At 65.3% G+C, this 17,738-nt stretch carries 15 protein-coding genes; 6 read left to right on the top strand and 9 right to left on the bottom strand.

The features are described from left to right. Nucleotides 1-402 precede the first annotated feature (402 nt). Nucleotides 403-1,080 carry a hypothetical protein gene (locus FBY20_RS10380; protein ID WP_142051942.1) on the bottom strand — a complete coding sequence of 226 codons (678 nt, stop codon included), beginning with the start codon at nt 1,078-1,080 and terminating at the stop codon, nt 403-405. Here FBY20_RS10380 and rpoN point away from each other — a divergent pair. Then, nucleotides 1,079-2,524, top strand: a complete 1,446-nt coding sequence (gene rpoN, locus FBY20_RS10375; RefSeq protein ID WP_142051939.1) for an RNA polymerase factor sigma-54 — start codon at nt 1,079-1,081, stop codon at nt 2,522-2,524. The genes FBY20_RS10380 and rpoN overlap by 2 nt on opposite strands. 121 nt (nt 2,525-2,645) lie before the next feature. Then, nucleotides 2,646-2,924: a bacterioferritin-associated ferredoxin gene (locus FBY20_RS10370; RefSeq protein ID WP_056327752.1), complete on the top strand. Its 279-nt coding sequence runs from the start codon at nt 2,646-2,648 to the stop codon at nt 2,922-2,924. A gap of 29 nt (nt 2,925-2,953) precedes the next feature. Here FBY20_RS10370 and FBY20_RS10365 read toward each other — a convergent pair whose 3' ends face one another. Beyond that, a complete protein-coding gene (locus tag FBY20_RS10365; RefSeq protein ID WP_142051936.1) occupies nt 2,954-3,817 on the bottom strand; it encodes a LysR substrate-binding domain-containing protein in 864 nt (287 codons plus the stop codon). A 132-nt stretch (nt 3,818-3,949) separates the two neighbouring features. Here FBY20_RS10365 and FBY20_RS10360 point away from each other — a divergent pair, with 132 nt between their 5' ends. Then, a complete protein-coding gene (locus FBY20_RS10360) occupies nt 3,950-4,861 on the top strand; it encodes a DMT family transporter (RefSeq protein ID WP_056327754.1) in 912 nt (303 codons plus the stop codon). A 392-nt stretch (nt 4,862-5,253) separates the two neighbouring features. Next, complete coding sequence (gene bfr, locus FBY20_RS10355; RefSeq protein ID WP_056327755.1) at nt 5,254-5,730, top strand: bacterioferritin; 477 nt, start codon at nt 5,254-5,256, stop codon at nt 5,728-5,730. 93 nt (nt 5,731-5,823) lie between these two features. Here bfr and FBY20_RS10350 read toward each other — a convergent pair whose 3' ends face one another. From FBY20_RS10350 to FBY20_RS10335, 4 genes are all read right to left on the bottom strand, one after another. Next, nucleotides 5,824-6,498 carry a hypothetical protein gene (locus FBY20_RS10350; protein WP_056327756.1) on the bottom strand — a complete coding sequence of 225 codons (675 nt, stop codon included), beginning with the start codon at nt 6,496-6,498 and terminating at the stop codon, nt 5,824-5,826. Nucleotides 6,499-6,535: 37 nt separating this feature from the next. Continuing rightward, nucleotides 6,536-8,143: a peptide chain release factor 3 gene (locus FBY20_RS10345; RefSeq protein ID WP_063954092.1), complete on the bottom strand. Its 1,608-nt coding sequence runs from the start codon at nt 8,141-8,143 to the stop codon at nt 6,536-6,538. 109 nt (nt 8,144-8,252) lie between these two features. Beyond that, nucleotides 8,253-8,882: a LysE family translocator gene (locus tag FBY20_RS10340; protein ID WP_062840156.1), complete on the bottom strand. Its 630-nt coding sequence runs from the start codon at nt 8,880-8,882 to the stop codon at nt 8,253-8,255. Between the two features lie 45 nt (nt 8,883-8,927). Then, nucleotides 8,928-10,463, bottom strand: a complete 1,536-nt coding sequence (locus tag FBY20_RS10335) for a DEAD/DEAH box helicase (RefSeq protein WP_174245402.1) — start codon at nt 10,461-10,463, stop codon at nt 8,928-8,930. 305 nt (nt 10,464-10,768) lie between these two features. Between FBY20_RS10335 and FBY20_RS10330 the strand changes: the two genes are divergently transcribed. Continuing rightward, nucleotides 10,769-12,241 (top strand): YdgA family protein, encoded by a 1,473-nt coding sequence (locus FBY20_RS10330; RefSeq protein WP_142051933.1) that lies wholly within the window; start codon nt 10,769-10,771, stop codon nt 12,239-12,241. A gap of 131 nt (nt 12,242-12,372) precedes the next feature. Next, nucleotides 12,373-13,824, top strand: a complete 1,452-nt coding sequence (locus tag FBY20_RS10325; protein WP_142051930.1) for a YdgA family protein — start codon at nt 12,373-12,375, stop codon at nt 13,822-13,824. A 3-nt stretch (nt 13,825-13,827) separates the two neighbouring features. On the opposite strand, the gene FBY20_RS10320 is transcribed toward FBY20_RS10325, so the two are convergent. The 3 genes from FBY20_RS10320 to FBY20_RS10310 are packed head-to-tail and all read right to left on the bottom strand — an operon-like array spanning nt 13,828 to nt 17,725. After that, complete coding sequence (locus FBY20_RS10320; protein ID WP_056327762.1) at nt 13,828-15,036, bottom strand: amidohydrolase family protein; 1,209 nt, start codon at nt 15,034-15,036, stop codon at nt 13,828-13,830. Between the two features lie 27 nt (nt 15,037-15,063). Further along, the gene (locus tag FBY20_RS10315) at nt 15,064-16,791 is read right to left on the bottom strand and encodes an ABC transporter ATP-binding protein (protein WP_062840160.1); all 1,728 of its coding nucleotides are present in this window, start codon (nt 16,789-16,791) and stop codon (nt 15,064-15,066) included. Nucleotides 16,792-16,798: 7 nt separating this feature from the next. Then, nucleotides 16,799-17,725 carry an ABC transporter permease gene (locus FBY20_RS10310; protein ID WP_056327764.1) on the bottom strand — a complete coding sequence of 309 codons (927 nt, stop codon included), beginning with the start codon at nt 17,723-17,725 and terminating at the stop codon, nt 16,799-16,801. Between the last annotated feature and the right edge of the window lie 13 nt (nt 17,726-17,738).

Here is a 17,738-nt window from a genome sequence, read left to right as displayed (position 1 = left end):
AAAAGGGGAAAATCGCGTGTGGCAAGCGTGGCTGCCGAGCTACCACGGGGACACTAGGCCCGGCAACCGATCGGTAGCAATAGCGATAGCGCGATGAAGGAGGTACGAGCGCGCAGGCCGGCGACCGGAGCGGCGGAGCGTCCGGTGGCAATCGCGAAGGGGGTGCGGTGAGCGGCCATAGGGTGCTAGTCAAACACACTTTTTCGGGAAGCGCAAACGGAAAAAGCGAGGGACGGATCGCGTTGCTGGCGTTTGCGCGGGATTGAAGGCAGCGCGATAAGGGCGCTTGAGCCGGGAGCTTGCGGCTATTTTATCGGTCGATCGCGGACGTTGGCGCGGATTCGCTGCGCAAACAGCAAGGCCGCCTTGCGGCGGCCTTGAGTCGGATTTGTATAAGTGAAATTAACGGGCAGGGCCGATGCGGGGTTCGACGTAACGATCGCCACGCGGTTCGCGCGGACCGTCAACCCGGGGATCAACGCGGCGGTCGTCACCGCGTCGGTCGTCACTGCGGCGGCCGTCATCCCGAGGATCCCGGGTCGGCCGGATGGTGCCGCCTTCAAGAATCCGGGCCTGCTCGGCCACCATGTCGATCTTGCCGACGCGGTTGTGGCGCAGCTCGGACAGCGAGCGGCGCAGGTCGCCGACGGTGAAGGGTTCCTGGCGATCGCCCCACGTCCAGCGCAGCACGCCCAGCGATTCCTCGGACAGGTTCGGCGCCAGTTCGGCCAGCGTATCCGTGCCGACGGGCGTTGCGGCGCCGGAAGCCAGGCTGGCGTAGAACCACGCGCGCACCGAGAAGAAGACGATCAGCGTCCAGATGCCGGCAACCACCCACCAGAGATAGGGGTTGATCCGCTGCGCCATGTCCATGGTCGCCTGGCCCAGCGTGTGCAGAAAGTCATAGTTCATGCGCTTGCCGAAATCCAGTATCCACGTGGCGACGAGATACCAGACAACCAGGGCGACGGCGATGACGATCGCGCGCAGAACGAGTCGGGGAAGCGCCAGTTTGAGCAGGGTCTGACCGATCAATCGGCAGTCCTGGCGAACGCTTGCGGGCGAAGTCAGATTCATCATGCAAAATATTGTACCTATGACCCGTCCAATTTTAGAACTGCGGCCTGGCCAGCACCTGACGCTGACCCCACAACTTCAACAATCGATCCGATTGTTGCAGTTGTCCACGCTCGACCTTGAAGCGGAAATCTCGCAAGTGCTGGCCGAGAATCCCCTGCTGGATCGCGAGGACGAGCCGGCGACGGCGGAGGATCGCGCCGAATCCGAGCGCGAATCTTCGGTCCAGGACGACGAACCGGCGGCCGAGCGCGAGACCGCCATCGACGAGATGCCTGGCTCGGGCGGGGTGTATCCCGACGACGACTCCAGCCTGCCCGAGGCGGCGCGGCCGGACACGCTGCGCGAACATCTGCTGGGTCAGCTTGCCCTGACGCGCGCCGCGCCGCGCGATGCCGCGCTGGCGTCCCTGCTGATCGACGAACTGGACGAAAACGGCTACCTGGGTTCGCCGCTGGACGAAATCCTGGGTTGGCTCCCTGCCGAAATGGAGCCCGACATGGACGAGCTGCGCGCCGCCCTGTCGCTTCTGCAATCGTTCGACCCGGTGGGCATCGGCGCGCGCGACATGGCCGAGTGCCTGCAACTGCAACTGCGCAATCCCGATCTCACCTTGCTGCCGGAGGCGGCTGACCCCGTCGTGCTTGCCTGTGCGCGCCGGATCTGCGCCGAGCACCTGCCGCTGTTGGCAACCGGCAACGCCGCGCGCCTGTGCGCGGCGGTCGGCTGCGACGAGACCACGTTTCGCGCGGCGCATTCGCTGATCCTGCGCCTGGAACCCCGGCCGGGCCGGGCCTGGACCGTGCCGGCGGCCGAGTACGCAGTGCCGGACGTCATCGTCCGCAAGACGCGACGTGGCTGGCAGGCCACGCTGAATAGCGCCGCGGTGCCGCGGCTGCAGATCAATGGGCTGTACGCCCAGATGCTGGGCAACCAGAAGGAATCTGCCCACGCCGGCTTGCAGGCCCAGCTGCAGCAGGCCAAATGGATGATCCGCAATGTGGAGCAGCGCTTTGACACCATCCTGCGCGTGTCGCAGGCCATTGTCGAGCGTCAGACGGCTTTCTTCAGCCAGGGGCCGGCGGCGATGCGACCGCTCATCCTGAAGGACATCGCCGGCGAGCTTGGTTTGCATGAATCGACCATTTCGCGGGCCACAACACAGAAGTACATGCTCACTCCATTCGGCACGCTGGAGCTCAAGCGCTTCTTTGGAACGGGCGTGTCGACAGAGGGCGGCGACGCCACGTCGGCCACCGCGGTGCAGACCTACATCCGCCAGATGGTGGCCGACGAGAACCGCGCCAAACCGTTGTCGGATAGCCAGATCATGCAAAAACTGGCCGATCAGGGGATAGTGATTGCGCGCCGGACGGTGGCAAAGTACCGTGAAGCGCTGCGGATTGCCCCCGCCGCGCTGCGCAAGGCGCAAGCCTCCGCACGCTGAAATAAGGGACGTGCTTCGGCAAATTCGTCCCTGTTTTCAACGGCTTGCGTGACAGTTCGGTTGCAAATTTATTTGCGCGAAGGGCTTGTCAGGGCGTGAATATTTTTCGATAATCATTCGCATGTACATTTGCGTATGTAATGCCATCACCGAACGCCAAGTCCGCGCCAGCGTGGACGCCGGCGCGACGACGCTTTCCGACCTGCAGTTCGAGCTGGGCGTGGCCACGTGCTGCGGCTGCTGCGCGGCAACCGCCGCCGAATACCTGCCGGGCGGCCGCTGCTCCAGCGTGTGCGACGTGCGCTCCATCGCGGTTCCGGTCAATGCTCCCGCCCTTGTCGAATCGGACACGCCGGCTGCCAACAGCAGCTTCCCGATTCCGCTGGTCGCCATCGCCTGAGCATTGGTGTCTTTACCGGCTCGCTGCCTTCATGCGGCGAGCCGCGTCATTTCCTTCTCGCAAAAATCCCTGATATCCATCGCCAGCTGACGCGCGGGTTCACGTGCGGGGCCGGCCACGCATAACGCCAGTTCCGAAGGCGGTACCGCGGGCAGGCCCACGTCCAGGATCCGGTGGCCGGCGCCGATGCAGCGGCGTTCCAGCAGCGCGATGCCCAGGCCGCCGGCCAGAGCGGCCTGCACCCCCGACAGGTTCGGGCTTTCATAGGCGATGCGCCAGCGCCGCCCGGCCGATTCCAGCGCGTGGATCGCGCGGTTGCGGTAGATGCAGCCCTGCGGAAAGGCGACCAGGGGCACCGGCGCCTCCGCGCCCAGGGCAAGCTGCACCGAATCGCTACCGATCCAGTGCAGCCGTTCCGGCCATGCCGCCAACGCCGCGCCCGCGCCGGGCTCACGCTTGAGCAACGCCACGTCCAGATCCCCGCGCTCCAGGCTTCGGGTCAGGACGGCGGTCAGATCGCAACGCACCGACAACTGCACGCCCGGCCGTGTCCGCGCGAATTGGGCGACGACAGCCGTCAGCGCGTCGACCGCGAAATCGTCCGGAATGCCCAGGCGGATCACGTCCACGCGCTTGCGGCCGCTGACGGCTTCGCGGACCTCGGTGGATAACGCCAGCATCCGGCGCGCGTAACCCAACAGGCGTTCGCCTTCTTCGGTTAGCTGGACCTGGCGGCCCTCGCGCAGAAACAGCGGGCATTCCAGCGTGTCTTCAAGCTTGCGGATCTGCTGGCTGACGGTGGACTGGCTGCGGTGCACGCGTTCGCCGGCGGCTGTGAATCCGCCGGCATCCACCACCGACACAAAGCTGTGCAAAAGATCGAGATCAAGCATAGGGTGCCCCGAGTCATTTGATTTTCAAATACTTTCGATCCGAATAAAGAGTTTGTCAATGGATGGGGCCGCGAGGAGAATGCCTGCATCCCGCCGCCACTGCGGTTGCAGTCCCACATTGCCGGACCCGCCATGAAGGCTCTCTCCACCCCTGCTTGCGCCTTGCCCGCGAACGACCGCCCTGGCATCAGTCTGGCGCCGATCGCCGCGTTCTGCTTTCTGTGGAGTTCGGCCTTTGCCGCCGCGAAGATCGCGGTGCGCGATTGTCCGCCGCTCACACTGCTGACGATCCGCTTCCTGATTGCGGGCGCGCTGATGCTGGGACTGGCAGCGGCCAGCGGCCGCTGGAAGCTGCCTTCCGGCCGCGACCTGGCGGCGCTGGTCCTGCTGGGGGTGCTCAACAACGCGCTGTATCTGGGCCTGAGCTGGTCGGGGATGACCACGGTGTCGTCCGCGTTCACGGCCGTGCTCATCAGCACGAATCCGCTGCTCATCGGCGTGCTGGCCGGGCCAATGCTGGGCGAGCGGCTGAGCTGGCGCAAAATGCTCGGGCTGTGCCTGGGCCTGGCGGGCGTTGCGCTGGTGTTGCGGTCGCGTTTGACCGGCATGCAGGAAGACCTGCACGGGACGCTGCTCGTCACGGGTGGCCTGGTGGCGCTGGTTGCCGGCACGCTGCTCTACAAGCGGCTCAAGCCCACTTCCGGTCTGTGGACGTCGACCGGCATTCAGTCGCTGGCCGGCGCCGCCGCGCTGCTGCCATTTGCGCTGGCCACCGAGAGCCTGGGCGATGCGCGCCTGACCACGAGCCTGATCTGGAGCATGGCCTACATGATCGTGGCGGTGTCGATGGGCGGCTATTACCTGTGGTTCATGATCCTGGGCCGCGCCAGCGCCACGTCGGCGAGCGCGCTGCATTTCCTGATGCCGCCATTAGGCCTGCTCTTTGGATGGGTAGTGCTGCGCGAGCCCGTTTCGTGGCTGGACCTGCTGGGCATCGTTCCCATCGCGTTCGGCATCTGGCTCGCGACGCGGCGCACCGCGTAAGTTGAGAGCGGTCAATATTGAGGGCGGTCAATACGATCCGCTGCGGTTGCTGATATGCAACGAGCGCGCGCGTTGCGCTGGCAGGGCGGGATCGCACACCATCAATGCGCATCCGGCACACAAAGCCCGGCATGTGCGCGTCCGATTCGGCGTGACGCGCATCGCAAAGCCGCGCCAATCCGTCCCCAAGCGTGCAAGGCCTCACGCACGCATACTCATTCTCATTAGCTTGTCGCTTTCTTGTTGCGCTCCTAAAGCCGTTTACCAAATGCAGCGCAAGGCTAGGCGCGGCCCTGCGCCGAATGGTAGTCTGCACGGGTTGCGTACGCGCGGCATCGTGCGCTCCTTTGTCGCGATGCGCTCGCGTCGCGCCTGACTGCAAGGAGTCCATCATGAAAGGCGACAAAACCGTCATCCAGTTTCTCAACAAGCAACTGACCAATGAGCTGACGGCCATCAACCAATACTTCCTGCATGCCCGCATGCTGAACCATTGGGGCTTCGACAAGCTGGGCAAGCACGAGTACGAGGAATCGATCGGCGAAATGAAGCATGCCGATCGTCTGATCGCCCGCATCTTCATGCTGGACGGCCTGCCCAATCTGCAAGACTTGCACAAGCTGCTGATCGGTGAAGACGTGCCGGAACTGCTGGCCTGTGACCTGAAGCTCGAGACGGCTGCCCAGGCAACCGTCAAGGAAGCCATTGCGTATTGCGAATCGGTGCGGGACTACGTGTCGCGCGATCTGTTCCAGGACATTCTGGACGACACCGAAGAGCACATCGACTACCTGGAAACCCAGATCGACCTGATCGACAAGGTCGGTATCCAGAACTACCTGCAAAGCCAGATGTCCGTGCCCGAATAAGGCACTTGGCTGCAAAAGAAATGGCGCCCCGCGGGGCGCCATTTTTTATGCTGGAAAGCTGTACAGGCAGGCTGATATGCCGCTGCAGAGACCTTACTGCGGACGGGCCGGGCATTCGGCCATCGTGCCCCAGGCGCGGTTCGGCGCGCAGTACTTGTTGCGCGCGTTCCAGGAACACGAGGGACGCTCGAAGAAGCCTTGCGTGGCGCATTGGGCCAGTTCGCGCCGCAGCGCATCTTGCCAGCCCTGGGCGCCGGGGGCCGGCGCCGTGTTGGGCGGCGGCGGGGGCGCCTGCACCATTTGCGGCGTGCCGTAGCTGCCGCCGGCGGCCACGCCGCCATTGATGGCGGTCGACGTGCCGGGAACCAGCAGGTCCATGGTGCTGACGTCCGACGTGCCCGAGGGCAGCGGCACGTGCGACGAAGCAGCGATTTCGCGCGCCTGTTCGGGGCTGATGCGTTCGCGCGAGATCTGGACGGCCGGGTCGCTGACCGTGTCGAACAGCGACACGGTGTTGACCTGCCATTCGCGGTCGGCCGGCTTGTCCGGCACGCCCAGCGTGCCATCGATGCGCGGTTGCGGCGGCTGCGCCACGTACGGACGGCCATTGGCGTCCAGCACGGGCTGCTGGGACGCGGCGGCGTCCTGCCCAGGAGCGGGCGCGGCCGCGGGCGCGTGCGCCACCAGCCAGTCACCCAGTTGAATACCGCCCCAAGCCGACGCGCCGAGCGCGATCAGGAGCGTTGCGATCAAAAAACGCCAAGACATTGCTACCCTCAATCTGCCGTGCGGAACCCGAACGGGTCTACGCTTTGTCTCCGAAAACCTTGCCGCCGTGCTCCCGCATGGCATGGAATTTCACATCGGGATACAGTTCCTCGGCGACGCGCAACTGCGCGGGAGAACCGATCAAAAACGCCGCAGCATCGACCACATCATAGGCGATATGGGCGGCATTGGCATCCATGAACTTGCGCAGCGCCTTGGGGTTTTCAGACGTAATCCAACGTGCCATTGTGTAGCGCGACGGCAGCATCCGGGCATCGACGCCATACTCGGTCTTCAGGCGGTGCGCGACCACTTCGAACTGCAGTTGGCCGACCGCGCCCAAGAGCAGCGAGCCGCCGGCGACATCGGGACGGAAGACCTGAATGGCGCCTTCCTCGCCCAATTGGGTGAGGCCGGTGCGCAGCTGCTTCGTGCGCAGCGGGTCTTTCACTTCGACCGCCTGGAACAGTTCCGGCGCAAAGAACGGCAGCCCGGTGAACTGCAGGGTCTCGCCTTCGGTCAGCACGTCGCCCAGTTGCAGCACGCCGTGGTTGGGGATGCCGATGACGTCGCCGGCATAGGCCTCGTCCAGGAGTTCGCGGCGCTGCGACAGGAACGACACCACGTTGTTCGGGCGCATTTCCTTGTTGGTCCGCGCCACTTTCAGGCGCATGCCGCGTTCAAAGCGGCCGGAGCTCACGCGCACGAATGCAACGCGGTCGCGGTGCGCCGGGTCCATGTTGGCCTGCACCTTGAAGACGACGCCGGTGAACTTGGGTTCTTCGGGCTGCACTTCGCGTTGCAGGGCCGTGCGCGGGCCCGGGGGCGGCGCCTGGTCGACCAGGGCGTCCAGCACTTCCTGCACGCCGAAGTTGTTGATGGCGGAACCGAAGAACACGGGCGTCTGCTTGCCGGCCAGGAACTGGTCGCGGTCGAACGCCGGCGCTGCTTCGTTGATGAGCTCGATCTCGCCGCTGGCCTGGTCGAACGCGCTGCCAAAGCGCTTGGCGATCTCGGGATTGGTCAGGCCTTCGATGAAGTCGTCGTTGTCGGAGCGGCGCTCCTGGCCAGGACGGAACACGCGCATGCGGTCGCGGCGGATGTCGAACACCCCGCCGAACGACTTGCCCATGCCCACCGGCCACGAGAACGGCACGGCGTCCATGCCCAGGTGCCCTTCGATTTCCGACAGCAGTTCCAGGGGCTCGCGCACTTCGCGGTCCATCTTGTTGATGAACGTGATGATCGGCGTGTTGCGCGCCCGGCAGACCTGCAGGAGACGGATGGTCTGCGGCTCGACGCCGTTGGCCGCGTCGATCACCATCAGCGCGGCGTCCACCGCCGTCAGCACGCGGTAGGTGTCTTCGGAGAAGTCCTGGTGGCCCGGGGTGTCGAGCAGGTTGATGACGCAGTCGCGGTATTCCATCTGCATCACCGAGGACGCCACGGAAATGCCGCGCTGCTTTTCGATTTCCATCCAGTCGGACGAGGCATGGCGCGACGCCTTGCGCGCCTTGACGCTGCCGGCGATCTGGATCGCGCCTGCGAACAGCAGCAGCTTTTCCGTCAGCGTGGTCTTGCCCGCGTCAGGGTGGGAAATGATGGCGAACGTACGGCGCCGTGCGACTTCGTTGGAAATGCTCATATCGGAGGTTTCTGCTTGGCGCCGTCAATCAGGCCGGCGCGGTCCGGTGTCGTGCACGAAAACATGTGGGGCACGCGCCGTTGCCGGCACGTGCCCCACGCTTTTTGATTCAGTTGTGGCGGCGGAAGGTCGCCAGGAACACGCCCGCCAGGATGAACAGCGACCCGAAGGTCCGGTTCATCCAGCGGATGTGCTTGGCATCGCGCAAGAGGCGCAACACGCGCGCCGCCAGCAGCGTATACACGCCCATCGCCACCAGGTCGGTGAACGCCAGCGTTGCCGCAAGCGCCGCGTACTGCGGCGTCAAGGAGAGCGCGGGGTCCACGAATTGCGGCACCACGGCCAACAGGAACACGGTGCCCTTGGGGTTCATGGTGTTGATCAGGAAACCGCGCATCACCAGATCGCGGATGGACGCCTTGCGGGGATCGCCCGCGTCCACCGCAACGGGTGCGGCGTCCGTGCGGATCTGGCGCACGCCGAGGTAGACCAGGTAGGCCACGCCCAGGTACTTGACGACGTTGAACGCCATTTCCGAGGTGGCGAGCACGGCGCCCAGGCCCACGGCCACCACGACGAACTGGAACAGGATGCCCAGGATCAGGCCTGCCGTGTTCCAGTAGCCGCGCGCAAAGCCGTATTTCAGGCCTGACGACATGGCCGAGATCGCGCCGGCGCCCGGTGAGAACGAAATGGCCCAGGAGGCCAGGAAGAACGTCAACCAGGTGGATAAAGGCATGATGGCGCGGGTCCGTGGGTCGCAGTGTCGGGGTTGCCAGTGATATTACTTGCTCAGCAGCGCGGCGCGGGGCGCACCGCCCGGACGGCCTTGGCCCGAGCGTCCTTCGGCCGGGCGGCCGGCGGGCGCATTGCCTGCCGGGCGCGACGAACCTTCAGGACGGCGGTTCTGCTGCGGACGGCCCTCGGCGCGGCCCGCGTGAGCCGGACGGTCGGCGGGCTTGCCCTCGCGCGAACCGGCATTGCCACGGCCTTCACCGGCGCGGGCCGGTGCGGGCGCGCGGCCGCCTGCCGCCGCGCGCGGCTGGCCCTGGGCGGGACGCGAGCGGCCCGAGCCGCCGTTGCCGCCACGGCCGCCATTGCGATGGCCGCCGCGCATGTTGCGCGTGTCTTCGTCACGCTCCTGGCGCTCGAACGACGCTGCGCTGGTGGCCGGAGGCGTCCAGCCTTCCACCGGCTTGCGCTCGATGGTCTTCTTGATCAGGCGCTCGATGTCCTTGAGCAGCTTGATCTCGCTGTTGTCGACCAGCGAGACCGCGGCGCCGGTGGCGCCCGCGCGGCCCGTGCGGCCGATGCGGTGGACGTAGTCTTCCGGCACGTTGGGCAGCTCGAAGTTCACGACCTGGGGCAACTGGTCGATGTCCAGGCCGCGGGCGGCGATGTCGGTGGCGACCAGCACGGTCACGGTGCTGTCCTTGAAGCCGGCCAGCGCGCGGGTGCGGGCCGATTGGCTCTTGTTGCCGTGGATGGCCGCGGCGGTCAGGCCGTCCTTGACGAGCTTTTCGGCCAGGCGGTTGGCGCCGTGCTTGGTGCGCGTGAAGACCAGCACCTGGTGCCAGCCGCTTTCACGGATGATGTGGCTGATGAGGTCGCGCTTGTGGTGCTGCTCGACCATGTGCACGGTCTGCGTGACGAGTTCGGTGGCGGTGTTGCGCGGGGTGACCGAGACTTCGCCCGGATTGTTCAGCACGCCGCGCGCCAGGGTGCGGATCTCGTCGGAGAACGTGGCCGAGAAGAGCAGGTTCTGGCGCTGCTTGGGCAGCAGGGCGAGAATCTTGCGGATGTCGCGGATGAAGCCCATGTCCAGCATGCGGTCGGCTTCGTCCAGCACCAGGATTTCCACGCCCGACAGGTCCACCGTCTTCTGGCCGCAGTGGTCCAAGAGGCGGCCCGGGGTGGCGACCAGGATGTCCAGCGGCTTGCGCAGCGCGGAGATCTGGGGGTTGATATTGACGCCGCCGAACATCACCATGGACGTCAGCGAGGTGTACTTGCCATAGGTCTGCACCGATTCGGCCACCTGCGCGGTCAGTTCACGCGTCGGGGTCAGGATCAGGCAACGGGGGCGGCCGGGCTTGCGAGCCTCGGGCTTTTTCTGCGACAACAGGTGCAGGATCGGCAGCGTGAAACCGGCGGTCTTGCCGGTGCCGGTCTGGGCGGCTGCAAGCAGGTCGCCGCCTTTCAGCACTTGGGGAATGGCCTGGGCTTGAATGGGCGTGGGCGCGGTGTAGCCGGTATCGGCAATGGCGCGCAACAGCGAATCAGCCAGCCCGAGGTCGGCGAAAGGGGAAGTGGTAGTCAAAACAGCTCCAGCGGCAGCCTGTCGCTCTATTTGAGAGACTCCAATCCAGGCGGTCGGTATAAGGAGAAAAGGGAAGCGCCCATCAGGGGCGAAGCTTGGCAGCGAAGGGCCTAGCGGACGTGCGCAGATTGGCTTGGCGCACGAAGCGGATTGTAGCTGATGTGGCGGCGCAGCAAGTGGTCAAAAGGTCCCTATAGAATTAAACAGCAATATTTTGTATTAACTTCGAACAAAATAAGTGTTTTCCCTAGTCGGCCCTCCCTATAATCCGTCGGCTTTCATCTATTCAAAATAAAAGGGATGCAATGAAGAAATCGGCAATAGTTGGCATCGTCGTCGCGCTGGGCGCGGTCTGGACCGGCACGGCCTGGTACACGGGCCAAAAGGCCGAGGAATTCGTCAAGCAGGCCATCGAGGACTCGAACGTCGAGCTCAAGAAGGTCGCCGACAAATGGGGCATCAACGCCGTCGCCGAACTGGTCTCGTTCGACCGCGGCGTCTTCACCTCGGTGTCGCGCTACCGCATCAAGTTCACCACGCCCGCCGCTGACGGCAAGCCCGCGCAAGAGCGCGACGTGGTGTTCGTCGAACACCTGAGCCACGGTCCCCTGCCGTTCTCCAACCTGAAGTCGGGCAAGTTCATGCCGGCCATGGTGGCCAGCGACTTCGCGCTGGAAGAGACGGACACGGTCAAGGACTGGTTCGCCGCCGCCAAGGGCGCCGTGCCGCTCTCGGGCCACTACAGCGTCAGCTACGGCAAGGACATTTCCGGCAAGTTCAACATGGCGCCGGTCGAAGTCGCCAAGGACGCCACCAAGCTCGTCTTCTCGGGCATGAAGGGCGACTTTGAATACGCCACCTCCACCAAGCGCGGCGTCTTCGACGTGGCTGCCGACAGCCTGGAGCTCTCGGGCCCGTCCGAAAACAGCGACATCACCGCCATGGCGGTCAAGGGCATCAGCCTGACCAGCGACCTGAAGCCGGCCGCCAACGAGATGTACGTCGGCAGCCAGAAGCTGACGTTCAAGGACTGGACGATCACGTCCCGCGAAAAGCCGCCCGTCCAGTTCAAGGACACGTCCATCGCCGTGGACATGACCGAGAACGGCCCGGCCATGGGCGCCAAGATGGCCGTGGACTTCGGCATGATCAACGTGCAGGCCAAGGACGTGGCCGGCATGAAGCTGGTCGTCGACGCGCAGAACCTGGACTCCAAGGCCCTGAAGTCGCTGAACGACGTCTATGAAGCCGCCTCGCGCCGCATGCTGCAAAGCCAGGGCGAAGAGCAGACGCCGCAGTTCACGGAAGAAGAAAAGGCCGTGCTCAAGACCAACTTCGAGCAGCTCTTGGCCGGCAACCCGACGCTGGCCGTGTCCCCGCTGGAAGTGCGCACCGCCAACGGCACGTCGACCTTCAACCTGAACCTGGCGCTGGTCAAGCCGGCCGCGCTGGAAGGCGAGGCCTCCGACATGGCGTTGCAGGCCCTGAAGAAGCTGGATGCCAAACTGGTGCTGTCCAAGGGCAACTTGGCGGACCTGATGGCCATCGAACCGCAAATGCGCGGCGTGGCCCCCGAGCAGGCCGCGCAGACCGCCAAGGGCCAGGTGGAAATGGTCGGCACCATGGCCACCGCGATGGGTCTGGGCAAGGTCGAGAACAACAACATCGTCACCTACCTGAACTACGCCGACGGCCAGGTGGACTTCAACGGCAAGAAGATGCCGCTGCAGCAGTTCCTGATGATGGCGATGGGCGGCGTGATGGGCGGCATGCGCTAAGCTGCCGCAACACGAATGGCGCGCCGCAGTCGTCTCGGCGCGCCTGACACGGGCTGTCTTGCGACAGCCCGTTTTTCTTTGACGCGACCGATCGCGGCAATCCCGGAGTTTCACAAACGGACAGGGGCAACATGAACAAGCGGATCGTGGCGGGTGGCGCGTTGGTGGCGGTGGTGGCCGCGGCGTGGGTCGGCACCGCGTGGTACACCGGCAAAGAGATCGAATCCCGGCTGGCGCAGGACGTGCAGGGGTTGAATGCGCAGGCGCAGCGCCTGGGTGCGAAGGTGGGCGTGCCCGTGACGCTGGAACTGCTGTCGTTCGAACGTGGCGTGTTTTCTTCCGAAGCGCGGTTCGGTGCCAAGGTCACCGTGCAGTCTGGCAGCAAACCCGCCGAGAAGGCGTTTGCGTTCACCAGCAACATTGAACACGGACCGTTTCCCGCCTCTCGGCTTGCGTCAGGCGACGTCGCGCCCGTGATGGCGGCGGGGCGGCTGCACATGACGGAGACGCCCGATGCGGCCGCCTGGTTCGCGGCCGCAGGCGGATCGGCGCCGGTGACGGCGAACTTTCTAGTCGCGTATGACCGCGACTTTTCCGGCGATCTGGCGCTGGCGCCCGTCAAGTATGCCAACGCTCCGATCACGTTCGACTTCTCGGGTTTGCAGGCGCAGGTCGAACATGCCGGTGACGGCACGCGCGACGCGGTGTCATTGGCCATCGGCAAGGCCTCGCTGACCGAAGTGATCAAGGGCAACCCTTACTCGCTGACCCTCAATGATCTGGCGTTATCGCATGAACTGACGGGCGCACCCGAGTCCACCGCAAGCACCACGACGCTGACGGTAAAGCAATGGGCTTCCGATCTGGACAAGCTGCCACTGGGCCTGAAGGACATTGCGCTGACGCTGGGTTCGGACGGAACCCCCGAGCGCATGACCGGCAAGATGACGCTCGATGTCGGCAGCATCAGCGTGCGCCACCTGCATGTGGCCAAGCTGCAGATGGCGGCGAGCGGCAAGGACTTGGATGTTGCGTCGCTCAAGGCGTTTCAGGACGCCACCGCAAGCGCGCCGTTGCAAGCGAAAAAGGCCGATCCGCTTTCGGGCGACGGAATGCTTGCCGCTTCTCATATGTTGAAGTTTCTTCTGGCCCGCCCCAGCTTCACGCTGTCGACGCTGCAGGTCGACACGGCGCGTGGCACGTCGACGCTCAGCCTGGATATCGGCCTGGACGCGCCGTCGTTCTGGAAGCGCGACCCTATCGCCATCATCAAGGAAGTCGTGCGCAACGTGAGCGTGCGGCTGAAGCTGTCGCCGGAAAACATGGCCGATCTGATTGCGGCGCGGGCGGAATTGAAGGGCGCGACGCGTGAGGCGGCCCGGTCGGCGGCCGAGCGGGAAGCCGCAGGCGTGCGCGGCCTGGTCGCGGCAACATCCTGGGCCCGTATCGAGGACGGCGTGATCCAGTTCGAGGCGGACTACCGCGATGGTCAAGTCGACATCAAAGGAAAGCGCATACCCATCGAAATGTTCCTGGGCCAGATGTTCATGCGCAACTCGCAGGGCGCCGCACCGGCGCCTTGAGGTTCAGAACGGCAAGGCTCCCGCCGCAAGTTCGCCGTTGCGCAGCACGGCCACGTGAAAGCGCTTGTCGGCGGCCTTCATGATGTCTTCGGCGGGGTCGCCCTGCACCAGCAGCAGGTCGGCCACCTTGCCCTCAGCAATCACGCCGTGATCGGTCATGCCCATCAGGTCATGGCCGCGTGACGTGCCGGCGATCAACGCGTCCACCGGCGTCATGCCAAACTCCACCATGTACGCCAACTCCATCGCGTTCTCGCCGTGCAGGTTGAACGGCGTGCCCGCGTCGGTGCCCAGCGCGATGCGTCCGCCCGCCTTGTAGTACATCTGGAACGACTCGCGATGCCGCTGTTCCACCGCGCGGGCCTTTTCCACCGCGTAGGCGGGAATGCCGTTGTCGGCATTGGCGATGATGTTGCGCACGGCGGCGATGGTCGGCACCAGGTAGGTCTCGGCTTCCAGCATCTCGCGCAGGCAGTCGTCGTCCATGAAGATGCCGTGCTCGATCGAATCGATGCCCGCGCGCACCGCATTCAGGATGCCCTGCGTGCCCTGCGCGTGACTGGCGGTGCTTTTGCGAAAGCGCTTGGCCTCGTGCACGCCCGCTTTCATCTCGTCGAAGCTGTAGTGCGCGTCCATGGGGCTGACGCCCGGCGTCATGACGCCGCCCGTGGCCATGATCTTCACGAGGTCGCAGCCCGCGTGGACCTGTTCGCGCACCGCCTTGACGACTTCCTCGCAGCCGTCGGCCACGCGGCCGATGCGGTTGCCGTGGCCGCCCGTCATGCAGATGATGCGGCCCGAGGCCTTGATGGTGGGACCGGGGAACACGCCACGCGCAATGGCGTCGCGCACGCCGAATTCCAGATAATCCTTGCCGCCGCAGTCGCGTAGCGCCGTGACGCCGCCGCGCAGGCTGGCCTGCGCGTTCTCCAGCGCGGTCAGCGTGATCTGCGCGGGGCCCTGCTTGCTCAATTGGGCGTTGGGGTCGGCGCCGCCCGTGTAGACCAGATGCACATGGCAATCGGCCAGGCTGGGCATGAGCGTCATGCCGGTGGTGTCCACGCGGGCGCCTGCGTAGCCTGAGAATTCCGCAGCCGGCGCCACGCGGGCCACGCGCGCGCCTTCGACCAGCACACCGTGTCCGGGCAGCGTCTGCCCTTCTCCGTCGAATACCTTGCCGCCGATGAAGAGGGTCTGCCGTGTCGCGGTCATGTCAGTGGGCTCCGGGGGCGCGCGGTGTCAGCTCACCACGTCCAGCCCCTCGCGGGACATGGACTGCAGGCGGGGCATCAGGCCGAGCAGATGTTGGCTATAGGGATGCTGCGGATGTTCGAACAGGGATTCGGTGTCGGCCACTTCCAGCAGTTCGCCGTGGCGCATCACGCCGACGCGGTCGCACATCTGACGGATCACCGGCAGGTCGTGGCTGATGAACAGCATGGTCAGCCCCAGCTCTTCCTGCAGGTCCTTGAGCAGGTTCAGGATCTGCGCCTGGATGGACACGTCCAGCGCCGAGGTGGGTTCATCGCAGATCAAAAAGCGCGGCCGCGTGGCCAGCGCGCGCGCGATGCAGATGCGCTGGCGTTGCCCGCCCGAGAACTCGTGCGGAAAGCGTTCGGCGGCGCGGCTGCCCAACCCCACCACGTCCAGCAGGTCGGCCACGATGCGGCGCGTTTCGGCTTCGCTGGCGGCCAGCTTGTGAAAGCGGATCGGCTCGGCCACGATGTCCAGCACGCGCATGCGCGGGTTCAGCGACGAGAACGGATCCTGGAAGATCATCTGGATCTGCCGCCGGAACGGGTTCAGTTCCTTCTCGCCCTTGAGCGCCGTGAGATCGGTGCCGCCAAACGTGACCGAACCTTCGCTGGGCGTGTAAAGCCCCGAGATCAACCGCGCCACCGTCGATTTGCCGGAGCCCGATTCGCCGACCAGGCCGAAGACCTCGCCTTCGCCGATGGACAGGTTCACGCGTTTGACCGCGTCCAGCGTGCGTTGGTTGCGCTTGAAGAAGGCGCTCTTGAGCACGAACCGCATCGACAGGTCGCGCGCCTGGACCAGCGGGCCTTCCGTGCGCTTGCCGAAGTCGCGGCGCTGGCCCAGCCAGTGCGTGGCCAGGTCCAGCGGTTGCGCGGGCGTCTTCACGTCCTCGATGTAGGTCACCAGCGGAAAGCGCCGGAGCTTGATGTCCGGACGCGGCACGGCCGAGATGAGGCTGCGGGTGTAGGGATGATCGGGGTCGCCCAGGATCTTGGCCGTGGGGCCTTGCTCGACCAGCTTGCCGTGATACAGCACGGCCACGCGGTCGGTCACGTCGGCGATCACGCCCATGTCGTGCGTGATGATGATCATCCCAACCTGTTCTTCGCGGCACAGCTTTCTGAGCAGATCCAGGATCTGCGCCTGGATGGATACGTCCAGCGCGGTGGTAGGCTCGTCGGCAATGATGACTTCGGGTTCGCAGCACAACGCCAGCGCGATCACCACGCGTTGGCGCATGCCGCCCGAGAACTGATGGGGATACTGCTGCACGCGCAGCTCAGGCTGGTCGATGCCGACCTGCGCAAGAAGCTGCACGGCGCGTTTTTTTGCCGCGTCGTGCGTCAGGTCCAGATGCACCAGCATGGTTTCCACCAGCTGGCTTTCGACGGTCTGCAAGGGGTCGAGCGAAGTCAGCGGATCCTGGAAGATCATGCCGATGCGCCGCCCTCGAACCTTGCGCTTCTGCGCGGGCGTGAGCGTATCGATGCGTTCGCCGTTCAGCAGCACCGCGCCGCCCGCCAGGCGGCCGGGCGCTTCGAGCAGGCCGATGACGGCGTTGCCGATCGTAGACTTGCCCGCGCCGGATTCACCGACCACGCCCAGGATCTCGCCTTTCTCAAGCGCGAGCGATACGCCGTCCACCGCCACCAGCGTGCCGCGGCGGCTGGGGAATTCGATGCGGATGTCTTCGATGTTCAGAAGGGCCATGACGTCCTCAGCGCAGCTTGGGGTTGAGCGCGTCGCGCAGCCAGTCGCCCAGCAGGTTGACTGACAGCACCAGCGCCACCAGCGCGATGCCGGGGAAGATGGAGATCCACCACATGCCCGAGAAAAGATAGCTGTTGCCGATGCGGATCAGCGTGCCGAGCGACGGCGCGGTGGGCGGCACGCCCACGCCCAGGAACGACAGCGTGGCCTCGGTGATGATGGCCACCGCCAGGTGGATGGTGGCAATGACCAGCACCGGCCCCATGACGTTGGGCAGGATGTGGCGGCGCAGGATGGTGATGGGGCCGATGCCGATCAGCTTGGCCGCCTGCACGTATTCCTTGTTGCGCTCGACGAGCGTGGAGCCGCGCACCGTGCGCGCGTACTGCACCCAGCCGGAAATGCCGATGGCGAAGATCAGCACATACAGCGCCAGCTGGTCGTGCATGTCGCGCGGCAGCAGTCCGCGCGCCACGCCGTCGATCAGCAGCGCCACCAGAATGGCCGGGAACGAAAGCTGCACGTCGGCGATGCGCATGATGAAGCTGTCCACGCGTCCGCCAGCGTAGCCGCTGATGAGGCCGAGGGTCACGCCCAGCACCATCGAGAACAGCACCGAGGCAAAGCCGACCAGCAGCGACACGCGCGAGCCATACATCACGGCCGACAGGATGTCGCGGCCCTGATCGTCCGTGCCCAACAGGAAGTCGGGGCTGCCGCCCTCTTCCCAGGCCGGCGGCGTGTTGGCGTCCATGATGCTGAGCGACGCGAGATCGAAGGGGTTGTGCGGCGCCACGACCGGCGCGAACAACGCGCCCAGCACGATGACCAGCGTGACGATCGCGGCGACGATGGCGCCGGGCGAACGCTTGAAGCTATGCCACAGGTCGCTGTCGGCGGCGCGCGTGAAGAAAGGGGCGATGCGAGCAATCATGCGATTTCCTTTT

This window comes from Achromobacter sp. SLBN-14 (genome assembly GCF_006715415.1).
In the GTDB taxonomy this organism is placed as follows: domain Bacteria; phylum Pseudomonadota; class Gammaproteobacteria; order Burkholderiales; family Burkholderiaceae_B; genus Achromobacter; species Achromobacter mucicolens.
The sequence above is the reverse complement of the archived record's forward strand: the minus strand, read 5'-3'. Positions and strand labels throughout refer to the sequence as shown.